Below are 25,897 nucleotides of genomic sequence, written 5' to 3' on the forward strand. Positions count from 1 at the left end.
CGTCTATTATAAACCTTTCTACGATACTTATTTATTTATCATTGAACATTGTGCAGAAGAATATCTATTCTATTTAAGAATGAATTTAGAGCGTGATATTGAGGAGTCTCATAACCAGATTGCGTCATTAGAGGCCAAGTGTCATGAAGCTCAAAATGAGATCGATGAGTTTATTGATAGAGTAGAATATTTAACTTCTGAAGCACACAGTACGCAACTCACGCTCGATGAAATTAAAGCGGCGAAAGAGCTCCTTATTGGCGAACACGAAAGTATTCGTACAAAATATGACACCGAGTTAGCGGCAAGAGAAGAGAAAATTGCTCAGCAAAATGAGCTGATTGCCACGGTGATAGCTGACGCTACGGCAAAAGAGCGAATGATAGAAAGTCTCTTACAGTCACGCTCTTGGCAAATAACGTCGCCGTTGAGATGGGTGATGAACAAGTTAAGGTAAAGGCCTGACTCGTTCGATAAGCACAAAAAAAAGCCGCGTAACGCTATGTTTGCGCGGCTTTTTTATTAGAATATTACTTGGCGTGACGTTGACGCAGATTCTCAATCACCGTGCTGAAATCGAGGTCCTGATCTTGCAGCAGCACCAGCAGGTGATATACCAGATCCGAAGCTTCATTTTTCAGTTCAAAACGGTCGTTGACGGTGGCGGCCAGCGCGGTTTCAACGCCTTCTTCACCGACTTTCTGCGCAATACGCTTGGTGCCGCTGGCGTAAAGGCTGGCGGTGTAGGAGCTGTCCGGACTCGCCGTTTTACGTGACGCCAACAGTTGTTCCAGCTGGTAGAGAAAACCCCAGTCGGAGCTAGCAGGGTGGAAGCAGCTGTTATTGCCTTTGTGGCAGGTTGGGCCAATCGGGTTTACCAGAATCAGCAGTGTGTCGTTATCGCAGTCCGGCGTGATGCTGACAACGTTAAGGAAGTTGCCGGAGCTTTCGCCTTTAGTCCACAGACGCTGCTTGGTGCGTGAGAAAAAGGTGACTTTGGCCGTTGTCTGCGTAACGTTAAGGGCTTCCTGATTCATGTAGCCCATCATTAGCACTTCACCGGAAACCGCATGTTGCACGATGGCAGGCATCATGTTGTCGGTTTTTCCCCAGTCAAGCTGCGCCAACTGTTCTGTACTTAGCATAACCGGATCTTTAACAGGTTTAACTTCATTGACTGCTGAATTACTCACAAGCGGATCTCCACGCCTTGGTCGGCCAGATAGCGTTTAAGCTCACCGATATTAATGATTTGTTTGTGGAACACCGAGGCTGCCAGTGCGCCATCGACTTTTGCCAGTTTGAAGGCGTCGAGGAAATGCTCACGTGTTCCGGCACCGCCCGAGGCGATTAATGGCACGCGGCACACTTCGCGAATGGCGTTCAATTGACGCAGGTCGTAACCGTTGCGCACACCGTCCTGGTTCATCATGTTCAACACAATTTCACCCGCGCCGCGTTCCTGCACTTCTTTTACCCAGTCCACGGTTTGCCAGGTGGTGACCTTAGTGCGTGCTTCGTCGCCGGTAAACTGATGTACCTGATAAGTGCCGCTTGCTGCGTCATGCCAAGTGTCGATACCGACCACGATGCACTGTACGCCGTAGCGGTCAGCGAGGCGAGTGATCAGCGACGGATCCGCCAGCGCAGGGGAGTTGATAGATATCTTGTCGGCACCGAACTGTAAAATATTGCCTGCGTCTTCGATGCTTTTAATGCCGCCCGCCACGCAGAAGGGAATATCAATGACTTCCGCTACGCGCGAGATCCAGCTTTTATCGACGACCCGGCCGTCGGATGAGGCAGTGATGTCATAAAACACCAGCTCGTCGGCACCTTCTTCGGCATAGCGTTTGGCCAGTGGCACAATGTCGCCGATTATCTCATGGTTACGGAATTGCACGCCTTTTACTACCTGACCGTCTTTAACATCCAGGCAGGGGATTATCCGTTTTGCCAGCATGAGATTGCCTCCGTTACGTTAAACTTGCCGTCGAGCAGGGCGCGACCGACGATAACACCTTTCACTCCGCTGCCGCGCAGAGCGGCGATATCATCAAGATTTCCGATGCCGCCGGAGGCTTGAAACGCTACCTGCGGAAAACGTTGGCAAACTTCACGATACAGCTCAACGTTAGAACCGGCCAAGGTACCGTCGCGTGAAATATCGGTACACAACACATGTTTAAGCCCGAACGGGAGAAATTTTTCCACTGCTTGTTCCAGCGTTGAATCGGAGTTTTCCTGCCAGCCGCTGACGGCGACATGTTTGTTACCGGCTTCGTCAATGCGCACGTCCAGCGCCAATACCAGCGCATCTGCGCCAAAGCGGGTAAACCACTGCTGCACTCGTTCAGGATTTTTTATCGCCGTGGAACCCACCACCACGCGAGAAACGCCAGCCTCAAGCAGGGCTTCAACGTCCTGCTCGGTGCGAATACCGCCACCCACCTGCACTGGGACGCTAACGCCCGCGACTAACTGTTTGAGCAAAGGAATCTGGCGCGCCGCCGGGTCTTTAGCACCTGTCAGGTCAACCAGGTGCAGAACCTGTGCGCCCTGCGCCTGATAGTCCTGCAGGCGAGGCAGCGGCGAACTGCCATAGTCGCGCTGCTGTCCATAATCGCCCTGATGCAAACGCACCACGCTGCCTTCGATTAAATCTAAAGCGGGGATAATCATGCTGTTCACATCTCCAAAAAGTTTTTCAACAGCTGCGCGCCTGCGGCACCCGAACGCTCTGGGTGGAACTGCACGCCGAAGAAGTTATCTTTCTCTACCGCGGCGGTAAACGCGTCACCGTACTGCGTCTGCGCGATAGTGTTCTCACACACCGGCATCGCATAGCTGTGCACAAAATAGAAGTAGGCATTGTCGTCAATGCCGCGAAACAGGTGATGTCCTGCCTTGGCGGTCACCTGATTCCAGCCCATGTGCGGCAGCGGCAGGCCGCGCTCAGGCATCTTGATCACAGTTTGATCAACGATACCCAAGGTGTTGATGCCGCCGCTTTCCTCACTTGAACTTGCCAACAGCTGCATGCCGAGACAGATGCCCAGCACCGGTTGGGTGCAGGCCTTAATGAGGTCAACCAAATCACGTTCAATGATTTGGTCCATCGCCGCCTGTGCGGTACCTACGCCGGGCAGGAACAGTTTATCTGCCTGTAAAACGATATCTGAATCGCGGCTCACCACTGGGTCGTAGCCCAGTCGCTTTACCGCCGCCTTGACTGAAAACAGATTGGCGCAGCCGGTATCAAGAATAACCACATCCATTAAAGCACTCCTTTAGAGCTCGGCAGGGTGTTGCCCTCGACGCGGATCGCCTGACGCAGCGTGCGGCCAAAGGCTTTAAACAGGCTTTCAACACGGTGATGATCGTTCTTGCCTTTGGTTTTCAGGTGCAGCGTGCAGCCCATCGCGTAAGACAGTGAGCTGAAGAAGTGCTCAACCATTTCAGTGCTCAGATCGCCTACGCGCTGATAGCTGAATTCGGCCTTGTATTCGAGGTGCGGACGGCCTGAGATATCCAGCGCGCAGCGCGCCAGGCATTCGTCCATCGGCAGCACAAAGCCAAAGCGGCCAATCCCGCGTTTGTCGCCCAGCGCCTTGTTTAAGGCTTCGCCCAGCGCCAGACCGGTATCTTCTACCGTGTGGTGATCGTCAATATACAGGTCACCTTTTACTTCGATGTTCATACGAAAACCGCCGTGGGTGGCAATCTGGTCTAGCATGTGATCGAAGAAGCCGACGCCGGTTTTAATTTTGCTGCCGCCTTCGCGGTCCAGCCACACGTCAACGTCGATGGCGGTTTCGCGGGTTACGCGATTAACCTTGGCGTGACGGTCGCGCTGGGTCAGCTGCTTGGTAATTTCAGCCCAGCCGAGATTGTCACGCTGGTAGCGCAAACCGGCGATACCCATGTTCTGTGCCAGCTGGATATCGGTTTCGCGGTCGCCAATGACATAGCTGTTAGCCAGGTCCAGCACGCCGCTGTCGAGGTAACTCTGTACCAGCTGTGTTTTTGGTTTGCGGCATTCGCAGCCGTCGGCGGGCAGGTGAGGGCAGATGAGCACCTCGTCAAAGACGATGCCCTGAGAAGTTAGTACCTGCATCATCAGGTTATGCGGTGGATCAAAGGTTTCCTGCGGGAAGCTTGAGGTGCCCAGTCCATCCTGATTAGTGATCATCACCAGTTTAAAACCAGCGGTCTGTAGTGCGAGCAGCCCAGGGATTACGCCCGGCTCAAAGGCCAGCTTGTCGAGGCGGTCAACCTGAAAATCTTCCGGTGGCTCAGAAATCAGCGTGCCGTCGCGGTCGATAAAAAGGATTTTCTGACTGATAGGGGACTGGCTCACATTGGCTCCTTGCTGGCGCTGTTGTTATTAACGGATGAATCATTAACGAATGGAACACGAACGGATGATTTAGCGCCCGGTAGTGGACGAAGTGCGTCAACGACGCGCTGGCATTCCTGACGGGTGCCAATAGTAATACGCAAACAGCCGGAAAGCCCCGGTTGCTTATTCTGGTCACGCAGGATAATACCTTGATCCCACAGCGATTTAAATACGCTGCTGGCGGCGGTAAAACGCGCCAAAAGATAGTTGCTCTCACTGGAGAATACCTGCTCAACGCAGTCGCACTGTTCAAGCTGCTGGCGTAGCCATTGGCGATTATTCGTGACGTCGGCAACGCGCTGACGCATGGCGCTTAACCCTTGCTCACTCAGCGCCTGAGCGGCAATGTCGGCCACCGGCGTAGAGAGCGGATACGGTGCGATCACTTTCATCAGGACTTCGATCAGCTCGGCGTTGGCCAGCGTGAATCCACAGCGTAAGCCGGCTAGCGCAAAGGCTTTCGACAGCGTACGCAGGATGGCGAGATGTGGGTAATCTTTTAGCCAGCCTGCCACGGTGGCCTGCGGGCAAAATTCGATATAGGCTTCGTCAACCGCCACAATCGCCTTGCCGCGCGTGGTTTCGAGCAGTGAGCGAATATCGTCAGGATTGATCAAATTGCCGGTCGGATTGTTCGGACTACATACGTAAACCAGCTTCACGCCGTCCAGCGCCTGCTCAATGGCCGGTAAATCAAGCTGCCAGTCCTCTTTTGCCATCACGGTGCGGCCTTCAACGCCAAAGGTTTCGGCGCTGACGCTGTACATCCCATAGGTTGGAGGACAGTAAAGGATGGCGTCTTTGCCCGGCACGCAGAAGGCGCGGATCAGCAGTTCAATGCTCTCATCGGCACCACGACAGACCAGAACCTGCTCCGGCTGCACTCCTGCATAGGCCGCATAGCGACGGATAACTTCAACCGGCTGGCATTCAGGATAGCGGTTGAAGGTTTGCGCCGTGAGCTCAAAAGTGGGTGCCAGCGGATATTCGTTGGCATTGAGCCAAACGTCACCGTTGCCGCCGAGACGACGCGCCGACTGATAGGGCGTTAACCGCTGAACATTTTCACGCGCCAGTGTGGTGACAGAAGCACTGTTATTGGTCGTCTCACGCATTATTTACGCTCCATCAGGGCGGCAACGCGCAGCGTTACGGCATTTTTATGTGCGGTAAGCTGTTCGGCCTGCGCCAGGGTTTCAATGGTTGGTGCCAATGCCAGCAGGCCGGCAGGGGTTAATTGCTGAACGGTCATACGTTTCTGGAAATCCGCCAGGCCCAGACTTGAGCAGGTTGCGGTATAACCGTACGTTGGCAGCACGTGGTTGGTGCCTGAGGCATAATCCCCCGCAGACTCTGGCGACCAGTCACCAAGGAACACTGAACCTGCGCTGGTAATGCTGTCTACCAGCGCTTCCGGTTCCCGGGTTTGCAGGATCAGGTGCTCGGGGCCGTAGGCGTTGCTGATTTCAATACACTGCGCCAAATCCTTCGCCACAATCAGTCGGCTGCTCTCTAGCGCCTTACGCGCAATCGCGCTACGCGACAGAGTCTGAAGCTGATTTTCTACCGCAACGGCTACCGCATTGGCCATGTTGGCGTCGGGGGTGAGCAAAATAACCTGTGAGTCTGGGCCGTGTTCCGCCTGAGAAAGCAGGTCGGAGGCCACAAAGTCTGGTGTGGCACCGGCGTCGGCAATCACCAAGACTTCTGAAGGACCGGCCGGCATGTCGATAGCCGCGCCGTTAAGATTCTGGCTCACCTGACGTTTGGCTTCGGTGACAAAGGCATTGCCCGGGCCAAAAATTTTGGCGACTTTAGGCACGCTTTCGGTGCCGAAGGCCATGGCAGCAATAGCCTGAGCACCGCCGAGCTGATAAATTTCTGTCACTCCGCACAGCTTGGCGGCGTAAAGGATCGCATCGGCAATGGGCGGTGGCGAGCACAAAATAACTTTATTGCACTCGGCAATGCGTGCAGGCGTTGCCAGCATCAGCACAGTAGAAGGCAGCGGTGCCGAGCCCCCTGGAATATACAGGCCGACGGAGGCAATCGGGCGGGTAATTTGCTGGCAGCGCACGCCAGGCTGCGTTTCGATATCAACAATCGGCAACTTCTGCGCCTGATGAAACGTCTCTATATTGCGCACCGCATTGGCCATCGCCTGTTTGACATCGTCACCCAGACGCGCCGAGGCCTGCTCGATTTGTTCGGAGGTGATGCGCAACTGGTCAATCTCGATTTTATCGAAGCGCGCGCAGTATTCACGCAGGGCGCTGTCGCCCTCATTGCGCACGCGGGTCAAAATTTCAGTCACCGTCTCGGTAATGCTGCCTGAGGCGGCGATAGCAGGGCGAGTCAACAAATCGCGGCGCTGCTGTTCGTCACACTGCTGCCAGTCAATAGGGGTAGAAAAACCGTTGCCTTGCATCGTCTTACTCCATCATTTTTTCAATTGGCAGTACCAGAATAGAGCTGGCACCCAAGGCTTTCAGTTTTTCCATGGTTTCCCAGAACAGTGTCTCGCTGCTGACCATGTGCATGGCGACGCGCTGTTTGTCGTTGGCCAACGGCAGAATGGTTGGACGCTCGGCACCCGGCAGCAGGGCGATGATTTCGTCCAGACGTTCGGTTGGCGCGTGCAGCATGATGTATTTGGACTCTCGCGCCTGAATAACCCCCTGAATACGGGTCATTAGCTTGTCGATCAGCAGTTGTTTGGACTGTGGCATTTCGCCGTCGCGCTGAATCAGACAGGCTTTAGAACGATAAATAACTTCATCTTCTTTCAGACCGTTGGCTTCAAGCGTTGCGCCGGTAGAAACCAAGTCACAGATTGCATCGGCCAGACCCGCACGCGGTGCCACTTCAACGGAACCGTTGAGCAAACAGGATTTGAAATCGAGGTTCTTTTTGTCGAAATACTGTTTGAGGATGTGTGGATAAGAGGTGGCGATACGTTTATTGCTCAGGCTTTCGGGACCGGCATAATCAAAGTCCAGCGGCGTTGCCAGCGACAAGCGACAACCACCGAAGTCGAGACGGCGCAGCGTGAAGTAGCGTGGGTCTTCGCCTTGGGCGCGGCGCGCCAGCAGCTCTTCTTCCAGCACGTTTTCGCCGATAATACCCAAGTCAACCACGCCGTCCATCACCAGTCCTGGAATATCGTCATCGCGTACGCGCAAAATGTCGATTTCCATGTTCTCGGCGAAGGCAATCAGACGCTGTTCCTGTAGGTTGATTTTGATCCCGCAGCGCGCCAGCAGTTCACGAGAATCGTCGCTCAGGCGACCGGATTTTTGCATGGCGATACGTAAACGATTTTTGTCCAACATAGTGACCTCTGTCCTTTCTATACTTATGATTTAATTTAATATTTAAATTGGTTCAGCAAATAATTTAGGTAAAAAAAAACCCTCGGAAGAAATCTTCCGAGGGCTCTCTGCTGCATTCTGCGCCACTGGAAGATCTTAAAAGTCTCCCAGCACCAATCTGCCTGAAAGACTAGTCAGGATGATGGTGATGATGGTGGTTGATCAGAATGTTTAGCATTGTTTGTTTCTCAATGTGAGTATTTTATTTCCCTACCGCTGTCTCAGCCATAGGGTCGTATTCAATTGTCAATTAACCTAAACCACCGCGCCGAGGTGTGCAACCTTTTTCTGGTTTGATGAATATTATTAATATTAATCATCATTTAATGATAAGCGCGAATGGATTGTATAGAAGACTGAGTGCTTTGCTGGTGATGTGATTGCTGACAATGACTTAAAAATCATTACATATTAAGCTGTTGTTTCGGACCGGCTGCAGGGGTAGCCTGCTAAACTTACCGCACGAGAAGTTCGCAAGTATTGGAGAGCATCATGAAAAAGGTATCGATAATGGGTTTAGGCTGGCTCGGAATGCCGCTGGCCATGGCGCTGAATGCCAGGGGATACCAGGTTGTCGGTAGCAAAACTACCTTGGACGGCGTAGAAGCCGCCAGAATGAGCGGCGTCGAGTGTTATCAGCTCAACTTTACCCCTGAAATGGCGATGGAGTGTGACGCTGACGACCTCGACGTATTGCTCAACGTTGATGCACTCATTATCACGCTGCCCGCCAGAAGAACCGTTGAGGGCAGTGAACTCTATTTTCAGGCGGTGCAGATGTTGGTCGACAGTGCACTGGCCCACGGGGTCGGGCGCATTATTTTTACCAGCTCAACCTCGGTTTACGGCGAAGGGACCGGCACAGTGCGGGAAGATTCTCCGCTACAGCCGGTGACACCGAGCGGCAGAGTATTGAAAGAGCTTGAGGAGTGGTTCCATCGTTTGCCAAACACCTCAGTTGACGTGCTGCGTTTGGCCGGGCTGGTGGGTGCAGACCGTCATCCCGGACGTTTCCTTGCGGGTAAAACCGACGTCAAAGGTGCAAACCACGGCGTCAATCTGGTGCATCAGGACGACGTTATCGCTGCAATTGTGCTGTTACTCAGCCTGCCGCGCGGCGGTCACACCTTTAATCTTTGCGCACCGGCTCATCCGGCGAAACAGCAGTTTTATCCCATGCTGGCCAGAAAGTTGGGCCTGACTGAACCTACCTTTGCGCCAGAGCCCCAGGACTCGAGCGGCAAACTGGTTGACGGTAGCCGCATTGTTAAAGAGTTAGGTTTCGACTACCTTTATCCCGATCCCGTTCGCATGCCGATTAACTAATACCGCCTACAGGCCAGCGTCTCGCCGCGTATTGACCTTTTGGCGGGATGTTGGCCCTGATCTTGCTTTACTCTGTAACGAAATGGAGTAATAAACAGGAGCAGCGCCACCATGATCCAGCCCATCACCCTATCAATGATCGACATCCGTAAATCCTTTGGCGAACACCAGGTTTTAAAAGGCATTTCTCTGGACGCGCGCAAAGGCGACGTTATCTCGATTCTTGGTGCCAGCGGCTCGGGGAAAAGCACTTTTTTACGTTGTATCAACCTGCTTGAAACGCCAGATTCTGGGACGGTCGCGGTTGGCGGTGAGACTATTCACATGCGGCGCAACGGGCTGGGGAATCAGCTCGCTGCCAATCGTAAACAGGTTGAAAGTATTCGCGCGCGGCTCGGCATGGTATTTCAAGATTTTAACCTGTGGTCGCACATGACGGTGGTCGAAAACGTCATGGAAGGGCCACGCTTTGTGCAGAAAAAAAGCCGCAAAGAGTGTGTTGATAAAGCCGAAGCACTGCTCGAGCGAGTAGGGCTTTATGAACGGAAGAACTTTTATCCGTCACAGCTCTCAGGCGGGCAAAAGCAGCGCGTGGCGATAGCTCGCGCATTGGCGATGGACCCAGACGTGATGCTGTTTGATGAACCCACCTCGGCGCTGGACCCCGAGCTGGTCGGCGAAGTGTTGAAAGTCATGCGCAGCCTGGCTGAAGAGGGCCGGACTATGCTGGTGGTCACTCACGAGATGGGCTTTGCACGCAATGTCTCAAATCAGGTGGTGTTTTTGCATCAGGGAGAGATTGACTGCAAGGGAACCCCTCAGGACCTGTTTGGCTCTCAGGGTTCCCCGCGTTTTCAACAGTTTATTTCAAGCCACATGCAGCCTGCCTAACCTGGGCTGTCACGCTCAGGCAGCTATTTTCAAATATTAAAGCGTTCTGGGCGGAATGTGGCCAACATCGGATGTTTTTCACCGCTGATGATTTCACTGGCCAGTAACTCGCCGACGATCAGCGCCAGCGTTGCCCCTGAATGGGTAAAGGCCACGAAACAATTCGGTACTTCCCGCAGTTCCCCCAGCACCGGTTCACCGTCGCCAGGGACTGGTTTGAGGCCAATTTTCCAGCTTGCCGCCTTTAACGGCGGTTCACCTGCCAGCACGTTCGCCGCTTCGGCTACCAGCTCGTTGACCACGGCTTCGTCAATGGAATAGTGACCGTTTTCATTAAGGGTGATTGCCGACTCATACCAGTCGTGATCTAGAGCCAGGGTGTTGCCCGGATTAGGGCGCAGCGCCACTCTCGGCGTATTCATGACTACCTTTACACTTTTCTCGACCGGTTCAGTCATCACCAGCATCGACAGCGGCGATCCGTTGGGGATAGTCACGCCCAGCGGAGCAATCACGTCGGGGGTTTGTGGTCCACAGGCGACCAGCACCACGTCGGCGCTGAGCGTTTCTCCGTTGGCCATGGTCACGCCCGTAGCCTTGCCCGTGCTATCGGTAATGACTGCGGATTTTCCTGCATTTTCAATCAGTTTTCCGCCGAGATGATGAAACTCCGCAAGCAGATGGTCGGCCAAATGCGGCAGGCTGACCCAGCCCTCGCCGGGGTTATACAGCGCTGTTTCAGAAACGGCGCTGCTGGCGACGCGTTCATCCACGGCGTTAACCGTTGCGCGGCCGGTAAGCTGGGACGCATAGCCGTGGGCGCACTCATAGGCGTGGCGAGCGAGGGTGGCCGATTTTGCCTGTTCACCGCCCCAAAACAGTCCGCCGTCAAAGCGTAGCCACGCGTGTGATGCATTGTCTTGGGCGTAAAGTGTACGATAACGGTCAATGCCAGTCATTCTGAGTGCATGATATTCCAGCGTGCGGTCGGCGGCAGAGTTTAGCCACGACAGCGAACGTCCCGACGCGCCGGAGACCTTCTCAGCCTCGGTAATGAGTGTTACCGACTGCCCGCGTCGCAGCAGATGTACTGCGCTGGAGATGCCAATTATTCCACCGCCGATCACGGCGATTTCCTTTTGCCTATTTTCTGCTGACATATGTTGTGCCTTATTTTGCGTGTTAAATGAGAAATAAATCCTTCCGGCCAAGCGGGAAATTCACCGGTTTTGACCTGGATTGATAAAATAAAAAATTGAGCGAGAAGCTAAAGTACTTCGGATAAAAAACGCCGTAAGCGCGCCGACTGAGGGTTATCAAAAATCTCCCCCGGGGTACCTGCTTCGACGATTTCCCCTTCATCCATAAACACCACCTGATCCGCCACCTTACGAGCAAAACCCATCTCGTGAGTCACTACAATCATGGTCATACCGCGCTGACATAAGTCAGCCATCAGATTCAACACGCCTTTGACCAGCTCTGGATCCAGCGCCGAGGTGGCCTCATCAAACAGCATCACTTCGGGGTCCATGGCCAGCGCGCGGGCAATGGCGACGCGCTGCTGCTGGCCGCCGGAAAGATAGCGCGGCCGGTGATCGGCACGTTGCTCAAGGCCGACCTCTTTCAACCGATCCGCCGCTAACTGATAAGCCTTCGCCTTGGGCAGTTTTTTGATTTTCCACGGCGCCATCGCCACGTTTTCCAGCGCGGTGTGATCCGGAAAAAGATTAAAATGTTGAAACACCATGCCAATGCGCAGACGCAGTGCATCGGGTTTGTCCTTTAATACCGAACGGCCCGAAACAATGACGTCGCCCGACTGCGGTTCATGCAAGCGATTAATGCCGCGCAGCAGGGTTGATTTGCCGGAGCCAGAAGGCCCGATGATGCAGGTGGTGGTCCCCGGAGCGACCTTGAGAGAAACCTTGCGAAGAACCTGAATTTCGCCGAATGCCAGCGTCAGGTCACGAATTTCTACGCTGGCGCCGTGAAAAGTCAGGTGTTCGTCAGTGTCGAACGAAGATACTGGAGAAGAAGTCATATTATTGTCCCCGTCCGCTGGTTAATGGCGCAATCTGCTGCATTTCATCGACCTCTTTCAGGCTGCTGACCGGGCGCGTCATTTTGCGGCGTCCAGTGCGGAACCTGTCGTCCACGTAGTTCACCAAATGCGTCATCGGCACGGTAATCATCAAATAGAACAGCCCCGCCAGCATCAATGGCGAAAGGTTGCCGGTGAGTACGGCGGCGTCTTGGCCAACGCGGAAAAGCTCGCGCTCGTTGACCATCAGTCCGAGCAAATAGACCAGCGACGAGTCTTTAATAATGGCAATAAACTGATTCACCAGTGCGGGTAATACGCGACGGATCCCTTGTGGGATAATCACCAGCCGCATAGCGCGACCGTAGCTCATGCCAAGTGCGCGGCAGGCCTCAAGCTGACCCTTTTCAACGCTTTGAATTCCCGCGCGAAATATTTCACCCATGTAGGCACTGGCGATCAGGCTGAGGGCAAAAATGCCCAGCGGGTAGGGTGAGGGGCCAAACAGCTCATAGCTGTAGCGCGCGAGGCCTTGCCCAATCAGTAAAATGGTTAAAATTGACGGCAGGCCGCGAAACAGGTCGGTATAAATGCGTGCCGGTGCGCGCAGCCAGCGCGATGGGGAGATGCCCATCAGTGCCAGAATCAGCCCGATAGTCGTACCGAGTACCGTAGCGGCAATCGAAATAATCAGCGTATTCATCAGCCCGACTTTTAACAGTTGGGGCAGCACCTCGGCCATCGAATGAAAGTCGAAGAAAGTCCGGGAAATCATGTCGAACAGACTCATAGTGGGCCTCGCTCTATAAGAGGGTGGGGTTGCCCCCACCGCAGGGTGAACAGTGTGTCATTGCGCGCGCGAGTTTATCCCGCGTTTGGCAGATACTGTTTCGGCATAGGTGAACCCGGGAACCACTTTTCGTACAGTTTTTTCCAGGTGCCGTCCTGCATTGAGGCTTGTATGGCTTTGTTTAACGCGGCTTTGAACTCCGGCTTGCCCTTGGCAATGGCCACGCCCGCCGGTGCATCGAACGAGGGAATGTCGGCCGCATGAATCAGATTAAAGCGAGTGGCATAGTCTTTCGCCGCCTCATAGTCGAGGAAGTCAGCATCGACTGTTCCGTTGTTTAAAGCCGAAATAGCCGCGTTGTTATCAGGAAAACGCACCAGGTCGGTTTGGGTGAAGTGCTGCATGGCATAGCTTTCCTGCAGCGTGCCTTGCACCACCGCCAAACGGTGTTTTGCCAGAGAGTTCACGTCGCTGACGCCGGAGTCTTTACGCGTTAACACGGTTAAATAACCGGCAAGATATCCGCTAGAAAAGTCGACCGTTTTTTCACGTGCGGGGGTGATACCGATGGCGGCAACGCCTGCGTCATAGCGGCCGTTGGCCACCGAGGGTAAAATACCGGCGAAGTCCTGGCCGATAAACACCACCTTTTTAATGCCGATGCGGTGCGCTACGTCGGTGAAAAACTCTACGTCAAAACCGGTGAAATTACCGGAGGCATCGGTGAAGGTGTAAGGCTTGGCGTCTCCGAGGCTGGCGACGCGCAGTTCACCGGGTTCGATCAGTCCGTAGGGGTTGTCCTGTGCGCCTGCGGCGTTTGCCGTTGGGGTTAAAATAGAAAACAGTGATACGCAAGCAAGCAGAGTGGTGGCCAGTTTGAACAGGGTCTTTTGCGATTTCATATTGAGTCCGTTTTTGTTGTAGTTAACATCAACGACTATTGAGCTTTGGCCTATTATGTTTTTTCGAGACCGGTCTCAATGCAGGAGCTGAATATTGAGTCAGGTCATTGTGAGACCGGTCTCAAATCAGTTACAATGATACTAGCAACGGGATTATCGAATCGTCAATCACCCTTAACGGAAGCTGTGATACGAATAACTTATGACCATAAACTCATCACGAATCAAGGCCCCGACGGTAGCCGACGTGGCGCGTCAGGCGAAGGTCTCCAAGGCGCAGGCCGCGCGCGCGCTAGGTGGATATGGATCCGTTAGCGAAGACGTATTAACCCGAGTGATGGCAGCAGCGCAGAGCCTCGCCTATCGGCCCAACGAACTGGCGCGCAGCATGAATACCGGGCGCTCTAATACGCTGGGAGTGATCGTCGGCGATATAGAAAATCCGCACTTTGGTTTGGCGCTGCGCGGCATCTCAGACGTGGCACGTCAGGCGGGATATCACGTGCTGCTGAGCAACAGCGACGAGACGCTGCGGGTGGAGCAAGATGCCGTGCGGGTTATGCTCGAAAAACAGGTTGATGGCGTCATTATTGCCCCCTGTTCATCACGCGTGGAGGACAACCTGCATCTGCAGCAAATTGTGGCTGACGGCAGGGTGCTTAAGCTGTTCGACCGCGCGATACCTGATCTTGGCGTCGAAACTATCGGCATCGATTTCACGCCATCTTCACGTGAGGCGACGCTGGCGCTGCTTGATGCAGGACATCGGCGGATAAGCTATATCACCAGCATGCCTCTTGAAGGTATTTACAACGCCACCAAGGGGTTAGGCGTCACGCCGGTCGCGCAGCGTGTCGCGGGTATGGAGCAGGCGTTTGCGCAGAAAAACGTGCCTTTTGACCCGCTGATGATTAAAGGAAACGCCAGCAGCGAGGCGGCGATTAGCGCCATCATTGACACGTTGTTTAACTCTCAACCTTCACCGACGGCCCTTATCGCCTCTGACAGTCTGATTGCGATGAGCGTCCTGCGAGAATTGGGTCATCGCGGTCTGCGGGTGCCGGTAGATCTTTCTTTTGTGATGTTTGATAACTTCCCGTGGACTGAAATTGTTTCACCGCCGCTGTCGGTGATTGCCCAGCCGGTGTATGAAATGGGCCGTGAGGCGGCCAGAAGAATCATTTGTGAACTGCGCCAGGAGGAAGCAGGACCCATGCCTAATTTTTCGGCACAGTTTATTCAGCGGCTCTCGATAGGGCGTATTTAACGCATTAAGTCGCTGTTGCTCCCTACCAACCTTACCCCCGCTGAAAAGAGCGGAGGTAAGGACTCACGATATTTGAAAGCGTCCGCCATATTATTGTGGCACGGTGTCCATACCAAACCATTTGATGGCCAGCGTTTTCAGCGTGCCGTCCTGCTTGACCTGAGTAATGGCATCGTCGAACATCTTTTTCAGCTCAGGATCGCTTTTACGGATGCCCACCGCAGAACCAGAGCCGAGCAGACCGCCGATGAACAGTGGACCCGTCAGTTGCATATCCTCATTACCCGCTTTTGCCTTGGCGCCGTTCAGATAGGTGGTTGAAGCAAACACCATGTCAACGCGGCCGGACTTCAGGTCAAGATCGTGCTCTTCAGTGGTTTTATACTGACGAATAGTGACGATGTCTTTCATGTATTTCTGCAAAAACTGCTCGCCAATCGACGAACCCTGCACGCCGATCACTTTGCCTTTCAGCAGTGGGGCAATTTTTGCCACTTCCGCCTGCGCACCGGCTTCGTCGGTGGTTAAGGAGAAGCGTTTACCTAAATCGGGGAGCTTGGCCAGCGGGCTGTCTTTTAATACGGCAAAGGTTTGTCCGGTATTGCTGTAAGGAATCGAGAAATCGATGATTTTCCTGCGCGCATCGGTGGCAGAAAGTCCGTCCATTATCGCGTCGAACTTACCGGCATTAAGCGCGGGAATTACGCCGGCAAAAGGCTGGACCACGATTTCGCATTTGACGTTCATTTTCTGGCATAAAACTTTATAGAGATCGATTTCAAAACCATCGAGCGTGCCATCAGGTTTAGTAAAATTGAACGGACGGAATGCCCCTTCAGTCGCAATTTTCACTACGGTCCATTTTTTTCCCTCTTCTGCATGACCACTGAAGCTGGTGACTAACGTTGCTGTTAAGCATAAAGCACTAACCAAGCTTGCCAATTTCATGTTCTACAACCCCTTTAGTATTGATAGTTATTGAATAACATTGTGTTTTTTCACGGCTAACGTCATGGTGGCGCGTAAATGTGGTGTCAGACGGTATTCAAGCAGCATGACAATTCGGCTAATGACCAAATTGATTAGCAGATAAATCACGCCGGTCACCATAAACACTTCAAGCGCCCGATAAGTGTCGGAAATAATTTGTGCGGCGATGCCGGTAATATCCATCAGCGTGATGATTGAACACAGTGAGGTGGACTGCACCATTGAAATCAGCTCGTTGCCGTAGGCAGGAAGGGCCTGGCGAATCGCGATGGGCAGAATTATCCTGCGTACCATCAGCAGGCGAGACATCCCGCAGGCGCGGGCGGCTTCAAGGGCCCCGTGGGGAACACTTAGCAGTCCACCCCGCAAAATTTCGCTGCCGTAGGCCGCCGTACACAGCGAAAGTGTTAGCAACGCGCAGCCGTAAGGTTCACGCAGCATCGGCCATAAAAAGCTGTGGCGAACGCTTTCGAACTGGCCCAGTCCGTAGTAAATCAGAAACAGCTGCACCAGCAGCGGAGTGCCGCGAAAGCAGAAAACGTAAATTCTCGCCGGTTCGCTAAGCCAGCGGTAGGGTGAAAGGCGGGCAAAGGCCAGCAGCAGGGCAAAGCAAAAGCCGATCGCTACCGAATAAAAACTCAGTTGCAGCGTGAGCGGAATGCCCGGCAGCAACTGCAGCAGCGTGTCCCACAGAAACTCGATGTCCATTAGCGTTTCACTCCGCGTGAATAATGCACTTCGGCTTTACGCAGCGACCAGCCAGAACAGGCCGAAATCAGCAGGTAAAGCAGCGCCGCGGCACAGTAGAAGTCAAAAGGTTTACCGGTTGATCCCGCGCCGGTTTGCGCCTTGTTCATCAGTTCCGCTAAACCGGTCACCGACACCAGTGCCGCTGCTTTCAATACCACCTGCCAAACGTTGCCCATTCCCGGCAGCGCGTGGCGCAGCAGAAGCGGAATAATAATGCGCCGAATGCGTACCGGTGTGCTCATGCCAAAGGCTTTTGCTGCCTCCAGCTCACCCGGCGCAATGGCATAAAACGCCCCGCGAAACACTTCGGTTTGCTGAGCGCCGGCGGCAATTCCAACCGCCAGCATCCCGGCGAGAAAACCGGGAAAACTGATAAATTGCCCCTCACCGAACAGCTTGCCGAGGCTAGTCAGCAACTGACTGCCGCCAAAATAGAGTAAATAAATAATCAGCAGGTCAGGGATGCCGCGCACCACAGTGGTATAGGCATCAGCCAGATACCGCACCGGACGATTGCCGCAAACTTTTGCCCACGAGAACAGGCCGCCTATCACACCGGCCAGTAAAAAGCCGCACAGCGATAAGGCTATGGTCATCAATGCCCCCGATAGCAGCATTGGCCCCCATCCGCCTTGGCCGAAGCTCAGCGTTTCTAAAAATCCCAGATTGCCCATTTCTCTGTCCTTGTCGTTAGCCGGTTTGGCCGTGCTTAATGGCTACCGGGAAACGGTGGCTGCACGTCATCAGGGATCGGATTTACAAACGGCGTGCCTTCGAGCAGGCTGGCGTGTTCGATTTTTGCATCGGCAATCAGCCGTGGCTGAATAAAAAGACTGACAGCCGTGCTGGCCATCAGCTTGGCAGCGTGGGTTAACCCCTTGTGCGCCAGCGCCGATTTGCCCTGTGCCACCAACTGCCAAGAATGCCCCGGCGTACCGATGGTGTAAGTTGCGCTACGACACTGCACGGTCGGCACCACCCAGCTCACTGAACCGACGTCGGTTGAGCCAATCATCGAGCTTTCAGGTCGGTCGAGCGGCAGCACGTAGTCACACAGCGTTTCACCTGGGCGATAGGCGGAGCCGGTACGCTGATAGGCGCTGCGGATCTCTTCTTGATTCATCGACTGCTGAAAACGCGCCGCGTAGGCATAGTCTGCATCGTTAAAGCCCGGTCCGCCGAGCTGCTCAAGATGTGACTGCATCAGCGTTTCGAGCACACGGTTGCCGACCAGATTGGCGTCACCGCTGAGAATATTGCGTTTCATGCGAGTTTCGGTCATCAGCGCCGCGCCCTCGGCGACTTTATCGACCCGTTTAAGCAGTTCGGTAAGTTCCGGCAGCGTGCGGGTGCGCACGAGATAGCGCACAGTTGCCTTGGCCTGTACCACGTTGGGGGAAAAACCGCCGGTGTCGGTAATGGCATAGTGAATACGGGCACTGCTCGGCATGTGTTCGCGCAGATAGTTAATGCCCACGTTCATTAGCTCAACCGCGTCAAGTGCGCTGCGGCCCAAATGTGGCGTCGAGGAGGCGTGAGCGGCGCGGCCATAGAAGTGGTAGTTAAGTTCGTTGCACGCGAGGGAATGAGCATCCATCACGCAGTTAAACGCACCAGGGTGCCAGCAGATAGCGACGTCAACGTCTTCAAACAGTCCGGCACGCACCATAAAACCTTTGGCCGAACCGCCTTCTTCTGCGGGGCATCCATAATAGCGCACACGACCCGGCAATCCGCTCGCCTCAAGATAATCTTTCACCGCCGTAGCGGCCAGCAGCGCCGACGAACCTAACATATTGTGACCGCAGCCGTGCCCGTTGGCTCCCTCTTCTAAGGCAACAGGCTCCGCCACATCGGCCTGCTGACTGAGGCCTGGAAGTGCGTCATATTCCCCCAGAATGGCGATAATTGGCCCACCTTCACCCGCTTCACCCATCATGGCGGTGGGTAAACCGGCCACGCCTTCGGAAACGCGAAATCCCTGTTTTTGTAACAGTTCGAGGTGTTCTTTAGAGGATTTGTATTCGGTGTAATTAACCTCGGGCGTGGCCCAGATACGGTCGCTGAGGTCCCAAAAGATGCTCTTTTTCTCATCGATTAACGACCAGACGTGTTTGAGCAATTCACCGTCGGCTGACGATGAAGATTCTGTCTCGGGGATCGGCTGCATGGCAATAGTCCTTATTGGCGTAGAAGGTTTACTCATCTATACATGTCTATTTGCCAAGCAATAAGGAGGCCAAGAATTCAATATATTTAAATTCAGAGAGAAAGGGGGGGAAAGACAGGCCTGAAGGGATAACGCGCAGAAGCACACCGGCGTAGATTTGAGCCAAAATGATCCATTTAACCGGTACAGTGTGAGGCGATGGTGCGACGGAGGATGCCGCAGCCAAAAATGAAATGATGACGAAGAATTAGCCGAACAGTTTTAACAAAATCGGGAATAAAAACGGTGCCAGCAACGAGGTAATGATGCCGCAGATGACCAGCGCCAACGAGCTGAATGCGCCTTCCTGATAGTCAACTTCCGCACAGCGGGCAGTGCCCAGGGCGTGTGAGGCATTGCCCATTGCCAACCCGCGCGAGGCTTTGGTGGTGATTTTAAAAATGTTCAAAATGGCATGTCCAAAAACAGCGCCCAAAATGCCAACAAAAATCACACACACCGCGCTAATCGCCGGGATGCCGTTAATTGACTGTGCGGTGGCCATCGCAATCGGCGTAGTGACTGATTTTGGCAGTATGGAAGCGGCAATCTCTGGCGTGGCCCCCATCCATAGAGCAATGGCGGTGCCGGTGGTCATCGCTACCACGCTGCCGATAAAGCAGATACTGATAATGGATTTCCAGCGTGCGCGAATTTGGTGCAGCTGTTCGTACAGAGGGAAAGCCAGCGCCACCACCGCAGGCTGAAGCAGGTCATTGAGAATTTTACTGCCGGCAAAATAGCGCGCATAAGGAACATGGGTGATGAGCAACAGCGGAATAATCACCACCATCGACATCAATAACGGATTGAGCAGCGGCATGCGCAGTTTAATTGCCAGTTTGCGGGTCGCGAAATAGACCAGCAGCGTCAGGGGTAATGACCACCAGATCTCGCTCATTGTTCGTCCTCCGTTTTACCCATAACGGGGGGTTCTCGGTGTATATAGTGTGACGAGAAAGCAACCACCAGCAGCACAATCAGCGTGCTGACCACGCAAGAAACCACCAATGGCCCAAACTGGCTACGCAATGGGTCGTAATAGTTCATTACGCCAACGCCGATGGGCACAAACAGCAGCGCCATGTAGCGAAGTAATACGCTGCATCCGGGTTTGACCCACTTGTAAGGTAAGATCTGAGTGGAGAGCAGAGTAAAAAGGATCAGCATGCCAATAATACTGCCTGGAATCGTGATGGGAAGCAGGGCGGAAATCGCGTTGCCTGCGTATAAACAGGCATAAATTAGAATAAATGCCCGAATATATTGAATAGGTAGTGTCAAAATGGATCGCATAGCCTTTGTCCCAGTCGATAACTGCATTCATCATACAATTAAATTATCGATGATGCTAGTGTGATCTGCATCACGTTGTGTTGCACCTTATTGATAAAAGTTATGACATATTGATTCAGTGCCCACAATAGAAAAAGCCCGCCTTGCCTGATGATATCGGCGAGACGGGCGTTTAACTGTGCTTCAAGTGAGTGAAGGCTGGAATTACTTTTTGTATTTGGCTTCCAGGGTAGCAAACCACGGCGCAGTAAAGTCTTCTGACTTGCCCCAGCCTGGAATGATTTTACCCAATGCGCTGACGTTAACCGCGCTCGGTTGGCTCAGCAGCAGAGACTGTGGAATAACTTGCGCAGGGAATTCATAGGTATCCGGCGTTTTATCACCGGCAATTTTCAATGCCACCAGACGCAGGTTAACGGCACCAATCAGTTGGGTATCAACGGCGGCGGTGAATTTCCACGGGCTGTCTTTCTCACGCATCAACTGCAAGTCCTGATTGGACGCATCAATGCTATAAAGCTTAATTTCAGTGCGGCCATTTTCTTTAAGCGCTTTATAGGCACCTTGGCTAAAAGCGTCCCATGCGCCCCAAATTGCATCGATTTTACCCTTTGGATATTTGGCTAAAATCGCGCCGACCTGATTGGCAGTATCACCCTGCACGTCGGAAGAAACCGCGCCAATCGACTCAAGCTGATGAATGCCAGGATTATCTTTGAGGATCTGCTGATAGGTCACGTTGCGACGTTCCATCGGCGGGAATCCGGCAACCCACAGGCGCACAATGTTAGCTTTGCCGTTGAAATCTTTAACCAATTCGCCCATTGACGCCTTAGTTAACGAGGTGTCGTCCTGACGCGTAACCGTCACGCCCGGCGTACCTTCAGTCACTTCAGTATCAAATACCGACACTGCAATACCGGCGGCAGTAATATGCTTGACCAGATTATTAGAGTAAGGACCGCGGCCCTGAGAAAGAATAATACCGTCGTATTTTTGGCTGATTGCCTGATTCACAAAGTCCTGAAATTTAGCATCGTCCCCGTTGCTTAAAAAAGTATCAACCTTAAAGCCAAGCGCACGACCCTGCTTGATAGCCCCGGCCAAAAACTGGGTGGTATTGTCGTCAGAACCCAGATTACGGATAACCGCAATACGCACCGGACCACTGTGTTGGGCGATAGCGGCAGGCACGGCGGCCAACACCGGCTGCTCAGCTGCAAAGGTAGGCACGGCGGCAAACAGGCTTAAAGCGAGCAGTGAGGCGGACATTTTTTTCATTATAGACTCCGTCAGGCGTTGGCTGAGATCGAGAAATAAGTACGGCACAAATAAAAATACAGAATAGTTATTTTTAGACATCTATAAGGCTAGGTGTCCAGTTGAGCAAGCAGTGTAACCGCTTGTTTAAAAATTGGGAATGGGCTGGATTTATTATTTTTAGCACAGTGTTTATTCACTTTGGTTATAAGTCAGTCACCGGTGAGAGGGGTGACAAAGTTATGTAGATGCAGACTTTTCAGTGATTTAGCCGCGCTAAAATTTACAGTACCTATACAATAAGCCGCACGAGAGTCGAGATTACTGGTCTAAAATTAGTGTTTAGTCATTTTAAGAAGGGATACTTTTATGTCGATTTCATTCAATAACCTTTCCGCTATAAATCAAAAAGCTGCCTGGGGTCTGATGCTGGCCGTGGGTGCTGTTTCACTTCCTGCTTTGGCTTTCGCACAAGCCGCAGGCAAGCCGGTGCCGACGGTAGCAGTAAAAGTACAGACTGAACTTACCGGGCTTAATCATCCGTGGTCTTTGGCATTTTTGCCGGATAATCAGGGCGCACTTATCACCGAGCGCGGCGGCAATCTGCGCCTATGGCAGCCGGGTAAGCCGCTCTCTGCGCCGATTACCGGTGTGCCGAGTGTTTGGGTTGAAGGGCAGGCCGGACTGTGGGACGTGCGCATCGCTCCGGATTTTGACAAAACTCGGCGAGTCTACTTAAGCTATGCCAAAAAAGATGACAAGGGACAGCCGCACGCCGAACTGGGGTATGGCACGCTCTCGGCCGATGGGCTGAATCTTGAAAACTTCAAGACTATTTTCGTAGAAACGCCTGCGCTTGAGAGCGGAATTAACCTCGGCGGCAAGCTGCTCTTCGACCCTCAAGGCAATATTCTGATGTCACTGGGTGATAACAATCAGCGCATCGAGGCGCAAAATCTCAATTCGCTACGCGGCAAGGTCATTCGCCTGACCGCAGAGGGCGGCATCCCGCAGGACAATCCGTTCGTCAAGCAGCTGGGTGCGCATCCTGAGATCTATACCTTTGGCAACCGAAATCCTCAGGCGCTGGCGTTTAATCCGTGGAGCGGTGATCTTTGGGAAACGGAGCACGGCCCGCGCGGCGGTGATGAGGTAAACATTCTCAAGCCGGGCAATAATTACGGCTGGCCGCTGGCGACCTACGGCATTAACTACTCTGGCATGCCGATCCCAGAAGCCAAAGGTACCCACATCGACGGTATGGAGGACCCGCTATATTACTGGCGTATTTCGCCTGGGGTGAGCGGCATGGCGTTTTATAACAACGCCAAATTCCCCGCGTGGAAAGGTACCCTGTTGGTGGGCGCGTTAAAAGAAACCTCGCTGATACAGCTCAAAGTCAACAATAAAAGGGTGCTGAGTGAAAAGCGTATGCTGACCAATTTGGGGCAGCGCATTCGTGAAGTGCAGGTAGGTCCGGATGGATATGTGTATGTACTAACCGATGAAAGTGCCGGTAAATTACTTAAAATTTCGCCTAAATAAAGCCAATTACAGGGCCTCGCCGATGACGATTCGGCGAGGCTCTGTAGATCAACGACTGTTTTGCTGTGACTTGACTAACGCCCACAGGCTGAGCAGCGCAACGATCATCAGGTAGTAGCTCGGTGCCAGGCTGGTTCCGGTGGCGGTGATGAGCAAGGTGCAGATAAACGGCGCAAAGCCGCCAAAAACAGTTACCGCAATGTTGTAGCCGATAGCCATGCCGCTTGCGCGGGTGCTAACCGGGAACAGGTCGGCCATCATCGAAGGTACTGCCGAGAAGTAGACCGATTTTAGCAGCGCCATCCAACAGACCAATGCAATCAGAGAGAACGCCGTGGTGTAGTGGGTCATCAGCCAGAAGCCAGGATAAATGGTCACCAGCAGCAGGATAAGCGAGCCCCACATCAGGGGTAAACGTCCCACTCTTTCAGCCCAAAGCCCCATAATCGGCGTAGCCACGGTGAGGATCACCCCTGCCAACAGCGTAGCGGTAAAAGCAATCTGACCTGAAAAATGCAGCGTTTTGGTTGCGTAGGTTGGCACATAGTTCAACATATAGTTGACCGCCGTTGATACCACCATCAAGCCAACCGCCATGCACAGCAGAGACTTTTGAGTGCCAAACAGCGTTTTGAGCGGCGATGCCGTTTTGTCAGATTTAACAAAACTCTCGGCCTCGTCAATATTACGGCGGATGTACAACCCGACCGGACCAATCAATAGGCCGAAGGCAAACGGCAGACGCCAACCCCAATCCTGAATCTGAGATTCGGACAGCCACTGCGACAGACCCAGCCCGAACGCCGACGCCAGCAGCGTGCTTGCCCCCTGCGTGGCGAACTGCCAACTGGCGATATACGCCTTACGCTCGGGAAAATGCTCAACCAAAAACGCGGTAGAGCTGCCAAATTCCCCGCCCGCCGAAAAGCCCTGAATCAGACGCGCCAGCAAAATAAGCAGCGGTGCGGCCATACCAATCGTGGCGTATGACGGGGTTACTACGATAATCAGGCTGCCGAGGGTCATTAATCCGATTGAGGCCAGAAGTGAAGCTTTGCGACCGGCGCGGTCGGCAAAGGCACCTAAAACGACAGCGCCGAGCGGGCGAATAAGGAATGACACCCCGAAGCTACCAAAGGCCAAGAGCAGCGAAACGGTTGGGTCGGTGGTTGGGAAATAGGCCCGCGCGATATACGCCGCAAAAAAAGCATAGACCGCGATGTCAAACCATTCTAAGGCGTTGCCAACGCAGGTCACAAACAGTGTTTTGGTCAGGCTGGGTTTCACCGCCGTGCGGGCAGGGCTTGCTGGGGATAGGTGGCTCATTTTACACCACCTTGAATCGCGTTACGGGCTGCATGCTGGTGGTGTGCTGCCAGCAGGGCGTTACCGCGGCAGCCCAGGTCCCAGAACAAACGTGTCATAATTTCTAGCCCTTCACGGGCAATTGAAATCAGCATGTGCTCATCTACCGCGTGTTGTCCGCAGGCCGGATATGAGTGAGGAACCCACAGCGTCGGCAGGCCCAGAATATCGGCAAACACTTCATTGGGCAGCGAACCACCAAGGTTCGGCAGCAGCGCCGGTTTTTTATCGCTGCTTTGCTTCATCACGTCGAGTACCCAGTCGACCAGAGGGTCGGTAGGGTCGAAGCGAGTGGCAGGAGAACCGCGCAGAAATTCAACTTCAACCTGCTTGAATCCGTGTTGATCAAGATGATTACGCACGTGTTGCTGCAGATTTTTCCAGTCGGTTCCTACCACGAAGCGCAGCTGGCATACCGCCGTTGCGCTAGCCGGAATGGCGTTCATCGGACGCGCCGGGTTACCGGTTAAAAATGACAGCACTTCCATCTGGTTCCAGGCAAAAAGACGTTCTGCTGGACTGAGTCCCGCTTCCCCCCAGTTGACGTCAATTTCAGGGTCGCCCGGCGTAGAAGCAACCTCAACGTCGGCAAGAATTTCACGAATTGCCGCGCTGACCGCAGGCGGTTTTAGGGCCGCAATCTGCATTTGACCCTGCTGATTGATTAAACAGGAAACGGCATTAGCCAGCAGCGTGCCTGGGTTAGGCAGTAAACCGCCCCAATTGCCCGAGTGGTAGTCTTTGTCGCGTGCGTTGACTGTCAGGCGGAAGTTAACCGCCCCGCGTGAGCCAAGAAACAGTGTCGGTCGCTCGGCGTTCAGGCGCGGTCCGTCGGAGGCCAGAAATATGTCTGCACGTAATGTTTCTTTGTGGATCCGGCAAATATAGGCCAGCCCGGGGGAGCTTATCTCTTCGCCCATTTCGAACAGCAGCTTGCAGTTAAAGCCAAATATTCCGTCGCGTGCGGCAAAAACCTGCTCCAAAGCGGCCAGATTAACACTGTGCTGTCCTTTGTTATCGGCACTGCCGCGGCCATACCAGCGGTCGCCGTCTTCAAACAGCACCCACGGGTCCAGACCCTCACTCCAGTTTTCGTCGTCGCCAAATACCACATCGCCGTGGCCATAGCTCAGAACCGTCGGCAGAGAGGGGTCTTCAATACGAGTGGCAATAAGGAAAGGGCGGTTGGCTGCATGAGGATTATCGAGAAGCTGCAACTCAAAGCCCATTGCGAGAAGTGAAGGACTAATTTCCTGGTCAAAATAGCGCAGTAATAATGCATCACGCTGTGTCGATTGACTCTCGGTTGCCAGCGCAACGCGTCTTGCTAATACGGCTTTGAATTCGCCGCGATCAAACCAGCCCAGTGCCTGGCTCACTGCTTTTTCAACTGTCATAAAATGTCTCGATGTTGTGTTAATTATTTTTTTATGGGTATTCCCCTTTGGCTATCTAATAGAAAACTTATCTTTGCCACAATAATAATAAT

At 53.4% G+C, this 25,897-nt stretch carries 26 protein-coding genes and 1 other annotated feature; of the genes, 5 read left to right on the forward strand and 21 right to left on the reverse strand.

Translation table 11 applies throughout. From position 1 onward, the window contains the following. Nucleotides 1-457: coiled-coil domain-containing protein (locus tag BS639_RS24925; RefSeq protein ID WP_206601160.1), on the forward strand; the 457-nt coding region annotated here is incomplete at its 5' end. 73 nt (nucleotides 458-530) lie between these two features. On the opposite strand, the gene hisIE is transcribed toward BS639_RS24925, so the two are convergent. The 8 genes from hisIE to hisG are packed head-to-tail and all read right to left on the reverse strand — an operon-like array spanning nucleotide 531 to nucleotide 7,734. Next, complete coding sequence (gene hisIE / locus BS639_RS15000) at nucleotides 531-1,145, reverse strand: bifunctional phosphoribosyl-AMP cyclohydrolase/phosphoribosyl-ATP diphosphatase HisIE (protein ID WP_084983518.1); 615 nt, start codon at nucleotides 1,143-1,145, stop codon at nucleotides 531-533. A gap of 44 nt (nucleotides 1,146-1,189) precedes the next feature. Beyond that, entirely contained in the window at nucleotides 1,190-1,963 is a 774-nt protein-coding gene (gene hisF, locus BS639_RS15005) for an imidazole glycerol phosphate synthase subunit HisF (RefSeq protein ID WP_055780292.1), read from the reverse strand. After that, a complete protein-coding gene (hisA, locus tag BS639_RS15010; RefSeq protein WP_084983495.1) occupies nucleotides 1,945-2,682 on the reverse strand; it encodes a 1-(5-phosphoribosyl)-5-[(5-phosphoribosylamino)methylideneamino]imidazole-4-carboxamide isomerase in 738 nt (245 codons plus the stop codon). Before hisA ends, hisF begins: the two co-directional genes overlap by 19 nt. Nucleotides 2,683-2,687: 5 nt before the next feature. Further along, the gene (gene hisH, locus BS639_RS15015) at nucleotides 2,688-3,278 is read right to left on the reverse strand and encodes an imidazole glycerol phosphate synthase subunit HisH (RefSeq protein WP_055780286.1); all 591 of its coding nucleotides are present in this window, start codon (nucleotides 3,276-3,278) and stop codon (nucleotides 2,688-2,690) included. Next, nucleotides 3,278-4,345, reverse strand: a complete 1,068-nt coding sequence (gene hisB / locus BS639_RS15020; protein WP_084983519.1) for a bifunctional histidinol-phosphatase/imidazoleglycerol-phosphate dehydratase HisB — start codon at nucleotides 4,343-4,345, stop codon at nucleotides 3,278-3,280. Before hisB ends, hisH begins: the two co-directional genes overlap by 1 nt. An 11-nt stretch (nucleotides 4,346-4,356) precedes the next feature. Beyond that, entirely contained in the window at nucleotides 4,357-5,517 is a 1,161-nt protein-coding gene (gene hisC, locus BS639_RS15025) for a histidinol-phosphate transaminase (protein WP_084983496.1), read from the reverse strand. Further along, on the reverse strand, nucleotides 5,517-6,830 hold the full coding sequence (gene hisD / locus BS639_RS15030) for a histidinol dehydrogenase (RefSeq protein ID WP_055780279.1): 1,314 nt from the start codon (nucleotides 6,828-6,830) through the stop codon (nucleotides 5,517-5,519). The genes hisC and hisD overlap by 1 nt, the downstream gene beginning before the upstream one ends. A 4-nt stretch (nucleotides 6,831-6,834) precedes the next feature. Then, entirely contained in the window at nucleotides 6,835-7,734 is a 900-nt protein-coding gene (hisG, locus tag BS639_RS15035; RefSeq protein ID WP_055780276.1) for an ATP phosphoribosyltransferase, read from the reverse strand. 70 nt (nucleotides 7,735-7,804) lie between these two features. Then, nucleotides 7,805-7,928, reverse strand: a sequence feature (His leader region). A 337-nt stretch (nucleotides 7,929-8,265) separates the two neighbouring features. Here hisG and BS639_RS15040 point away from each other — a divergent pair. Continuing rightward, nucleotides 8,266-9,099, forward strand: coding sequence for an SDR family oxidoreductase (locus tag BS639_RS15040; protein WP_084983497.1), 834 nt, complete (start codon nucleotides 8,266-8,268; stop codon nucleotides 9,097-9,099). Between the two features lie 111 nt (nucleotides 9,100-9,210). After that, nucleotides 9,211-9,990, forward strand: a complete 780-nt coding sequence (locus tag BS639_RS15045; protein WP_084983498.1) for an ABC transporter ATP-binding protein — start codon at nucleotides 9,211-9,213, stop codon at nucleotides 9,988-9,990. 29 nt (nucleotides 9,991-10,019) lie between these two features. Here the strand turns inward: BS639_RS15045 and BS639_RS15050 are convergent, their stop codons facing one another. From BS639_RS15050 to BS639_RS15065, 4 genes are all read right to left on the reverse strand, one after another. After that, nucleotides 10,020-11,150, reverse strand: coding sequence for an NAD(P)/FAD-dependent oxidoreductase (locus BS639_RS15050; protein WP_084983499.1), 1,131 nt, complete (start codon nucleotides 11,148-11,150; stop codon nucleotides 10,020-10,022). 107 nt (nucleotides 11,151-11,257) lie between these two features. Continuing rightward, on the reverse strand, nucleotides 11,258-12,034 hold the full coding sequence (locus BS639_RS15055; RefSeq protein WP_084983500.1) for an amino acid ABC transporter ATP-binding protein: 777 nt from the start codon (nucleotides 12,032-12,034) through the stop codon (nucleotides 11,258-11,260). A gap of 1 nt (nucleotide 12,035) precedes the next feature. Beyond that, nucleotides 12,036-12,824 (reverse strand): amino acid ABC transporter permease, encoded by a 789-nt coding sequence (locus BS639_RS15060; protein WP_055780260.1) that lies wholly within the window; start codon nucleotides 12,822-12,824, stop codon nucleotides 12,036-12,038. 74 nt (nucleotides 12,825-12,898) lie between these two features. Further along, nucleotides 12,899-13,726 carry an ABC transporter substrate-binding protein gene (locus tag BS639_RS15065; protein WP_084983501.1) on the reverse strand — a complete coding sequence of 276 codons (828 nt, stop codon included), beginning with the start codon at nucleotides 13,724-13,726 and terminating at the stop codon, nucleotides 12,899-12,901. Between the two features lie 202 nt (nucleotides 13,727-13,928). On the opposite strand from BS639_RS15065, the gene BS639_RS15070 reads away from it, so the two are divergent. Then, complete coding sequence (locus BS639_RS15070) at nucleotides 13,929-14,993, forward strand: LacI family DNA-binding transcriptional regulator (RefSeq protein ID WP_084983502.1); 1,065 nt, start codon at nucleotides 13,929-13,931, stop codon at nucleotides 14,991-14,993. Nucleotides 14,994-15,083: 90 nt separating this feature from the next. On the opposite strand, the gene BS639_RS15075 is transcribed toward BS639_RS15070, so the two are convergent. From BS639_RS15075 to BS639_RS15105, 7 genes are all read right to left on the reverse strand, one after another. Beyond that, nucleotides 15,084-15,941 carry a transporter substrate-binding domain-containing protein gene (locus BS639_RS15075; RefSeq protein WP_055780251.1) on the reverse strand — a complete coding sequence of 286 codons (858 nt, stop codon included), beginning with the start codon at nucleotides 15,939-15,941 and terminating at the stop codon, nucleotides 15,084-15,086. Between the two features lie 27 nt (nucleotides 15,942-15,968). Further along, nucleotides 15,969-16,691, reverse strand: a complete 723-nt coding sequence (locus BS639_RS15080) for an ABC transporter permease (protein WP_055780248.1) — start codon at nucleotides 16,689-16,691, stop codon at nucleotides 15,969-15,971. Beyond that, a complete protein-coding gene (locus BS639_RS15085) occupies nucleotides 16,691-17,407 on the reverse strand; it encodes an ABC transporter permease (RefSeq protein ID WP_084983503.1) in 717 nt (238 codons plus the stop codon). Before BS639_RS15085 ends, BS639_RS15080 begins: the two co-directional genes overlap by 1 nt. 35 nt (nucleotides 17,408-17,442) lie before the next feature. Further along, nucleotides 17,443-18,903, reverse strand: coding sequence for a M20 family metallopeptidase (locus tag BS639_RS15090; RefSeq protein ID WP_084983504.1), 1,461 nt, complete (start codon nucleotides 18,901-18,903; stop codon nucleotides 17,443-17,445). A 247-nt stretch (nucleotides 18,904-19,150) separates the two neighbouring features. Beyond that, on the reverse strand, nucleotides 19,151-19,843 hold the full coding sequence (locus tag BS639_RS15095) for a CidB/LrgB family autolysis modulator (protein ID WP_055780239.1): 693 nt from the start codon (nucleotides 19,841-19,843) through the stop codon (nucleotides 19,151-19,153). After that, entirely contained in the window at nucleotides 19,840-20,238 is a 399-nt protein-coding gene (locus tag BS639_RS15100) for a CidA/LrgA family protein (protein WP_055780237.1), read from the reverse strand. Before BS639_RS15100 ends, BS639_RS15095 begins: the two co-directional genes overlap by 4 nt. 204 nt (nucleotides 20,239-20,442) lie before the next feature. After that, nucleotides 20,443-21,519 carry a sugar ABC transporter substrate-binding protein gene (locus tag BS639_RS15105; RefSeq protein WP_055780234.1) on the reverse strand — a complete coding sequence of 359 codons (1,077 nt, stop codon included), beginning with the start codon at nucleotides 21,517-21,519 and terminating at the stop codon, nucleotides 20,443-20,445. Between the two features lie 348 nt (nucleotides 21,520-21,867). On the opposite strand from BS639_RS15105, the gene BS639_RS15110 reads away from it, so the two are divergent. Then, nucleotides 21,868-23,043, forward strand: coding sequence for a PQQ-dependent sugar dehydrogenase (locus BS639_RS15110; protein WP_206601161.1), 1,176 nt, complete (start codon nucleotides 21,868-21,870; stop codon nucleotides 23,041-23,043). 48 nt (nucleotides 23,044-23,091) lie between these two features. Here the strand turns inward: BS639_RS15110 and BS639_RS15115 are convergent, their stop codons facing one another. After that, nucleotides 23,092-24,369 (reverse strand): MFS transporter, encoded by a 1,278-nt coding sequence (locus tag BS639_RS15115; protein ID WP_055780231.1) that lies wholly within the window; start codon nucleotides 24,367-24,369, stop codon nucleotides 23,092-23,094. After that, the gene (locus BS639_RS15120; protein ID WP_084983505.1) at nucleotides 24,366-25,805 is read right to left on the reverse strand and encodes a M20 family metallopeptidase; all 1,440 of its coding nucleotides are present in this window, start codon (nucleotides 25,803-25,805) and stop codon (nucleotides 24,366-24,368) included. Before BS639_RS15120 ends, BS639_RS15115 begins: the two co-directional genes overlap by 4 nt. Between the last annotated feature and the right edge of the window lie 92 nt (nucleotides 25,806-25,897).

Source organism: Rouxiella silvae (assembly GCF_002093625.1).
In the GTDB taxonomy this organism is placed as follows: domain Bacteria; phylum Pseudomonadota; class Gammaproteobacteria; order Enterobacterales; family Enterobacteriaceae; genus Rouxiella; species Rouxiella silvae.

Bases quoted from the DNA above. Each gene is read 5' to 3' on its own strand.
- hisIE (WP_084983518.1), bottom strand. From the start codon at position 1,145: ATGCTAAGTACAGAACAGTTGGCGCAGCTTGACTGGGGAAAAACCGAC.
- hisF (WP_055780292.1), bottom strand. From the start codon at position 1,963: ATGCTGGCAAAACGGATAATCCCCTGCCTGGATGTTAAAGACGGTCAG.
- hisA (WP_084983495.1), bottom strand. From the start codon at position 2,682: ATGATTATCCCCGCTTTAGATTTAATCGAAGGCAGCGTGGTGCGTTTG.
- hisH (WP_055780286.1), bottom strand. From the start codon at position 3,278: ATGGATGTGGTTATTCTTGATACCGGCTGCGCCAATCTGTTTTCAGTC.
- hisC (WP_084983496.1), bottom strand. From the start codon at position 5,517: ATGCGTGAGACGACCAATAACAGTGCTTCTGTCACCACACTGGCGCGT.
- hisD (WP_055780279.1), bottom strand. From the start codon at position 6,830: ATGCAAGGCAACGGTTTTTCTACCCCTATTGACTGGCAGCAGTGTGAC.
- hisG (WP_055780276.1), bottom strand. From the start codon at position 7,734: ATGTTGGACAAAAATCGTTTACGTATCGCCATGCAAAAATCCGGTCGC.
- BS639_RS15040 (WP_084983497.1), top strand. From the start codon at position 8,266: ATGAAAAAGGTATCGATAATGGGTTTAGGCTGGCTCGGAATGCCGCTG.
- BS639_RS15045 (WP_084983498.1), top strand. From the start codon at position 9,211: ATGATCCAGCCCATCACCCTATCAATGATCGACATCCGTAAATCCTTT.
- BS639_RS15050 (WP_084983499.1), bottom strand. From the start codon at position 11,150: ATGTCAGCAGAAAATAGGCAAAAGGAAATCGCCGTGATCGGCGGTGGA.
- BS639_RS15055 (WP_084983500.1), bottom strand. From the start codon at position 12,034: ATGACTTCTTCTCCAGTATCTTCGTTCGACACTGACGAACACCTGACT.
- BS639_RS15060 (WP_055780260.1), bottom strand. From the start codon at position 12,824: ATGAGTCTGTTCGACATGATTTCCCGGACTTTCTTCGACTTTCATTCG.
- BS639_RS15065 (WP_084983501.1), bottom strand. From the start codon at position 13,726: ATGAAATCGCAAAAGACCCTGTTCAAACTGGCCACCACTCTGCTTGCT.
- BS639_RS15070 (WP_084983502.1), top strand. From the start codon at position 13,929: ATGACCATAAACTCATCACGAATCAAGGCCCCGACGGTAGCCGACGTG.
- BS639_RS15075 (WP_055780251.1), bottom strand. From the start codon at position 15,941: ATGAAATTGGCAAGCTTGGTTAGTGCTTTATGCTTAACAGCAACGTTA.
- BS639_RS15080 (WP_055780248.1), bottom strand. From the start codon at position 16,691: ATGGACATCGAGTTTCTGTGGGACACGCTGCTGCAGTTGCTGCCGGGC.
- BS639_RS15085 (WP_084983503.1), bottom strand. From the start codon at position 17,407: ATGGGCAATCTGGGATTTTTAGAAACGCTGAGCTTCGGCCAAGGCGGA.
- BS639_RS15090 (WP_084983504.1), bottom strand. From the start codon at position 18,903: ATGCAGCCGATCCCCGAGACAGAATCTTCATCGTCAGCCGACGGTGAA.
- BS639_RS15095 (WP_055780239.1), bottom strand. From the start codon at position 19,843: ATGAGCGAGATCTGGTGGTCATTACCCCTGACGCTGCTGGTCTATTTC.
- BS639_RS15100 (WP_055780237.1), bottom strand. From the start codon at position 20,238: ATGCGATCCATTTTGACACTACCTATTCAATATATTCGGGCATTTATT.
- BS639_RS15105 (WP_055780234.1), bottom strand. From the start codon at position 21,519: ATGAAAAAAATGTCCGCCTCACTGCTCGCTTTAAGCCTGTTTGCCGCC.
- BS639_RS15110 (WP_206601161.1), top strand. From the start codon at position 21,868: ATGTCGATTTCATTCAATAACCTTTCCGCTATAAATCAAAAAGCTGCC.
- BS639_RS15115 (WP_055780231.1), bottom strand. From the start codon at position 24,369: ATGAGCCACCTATCCCCAGCAAGCCCTGCCCGCACGGCGGTGAAACCC.
- BS639_RS15120 (WP_084983505.1), bottom strand. From the start codon at position 25,805: ATGACAGTTGAAAAAGCAGTGAGCCAGGCACTGGGCTGGTTTGATCGC.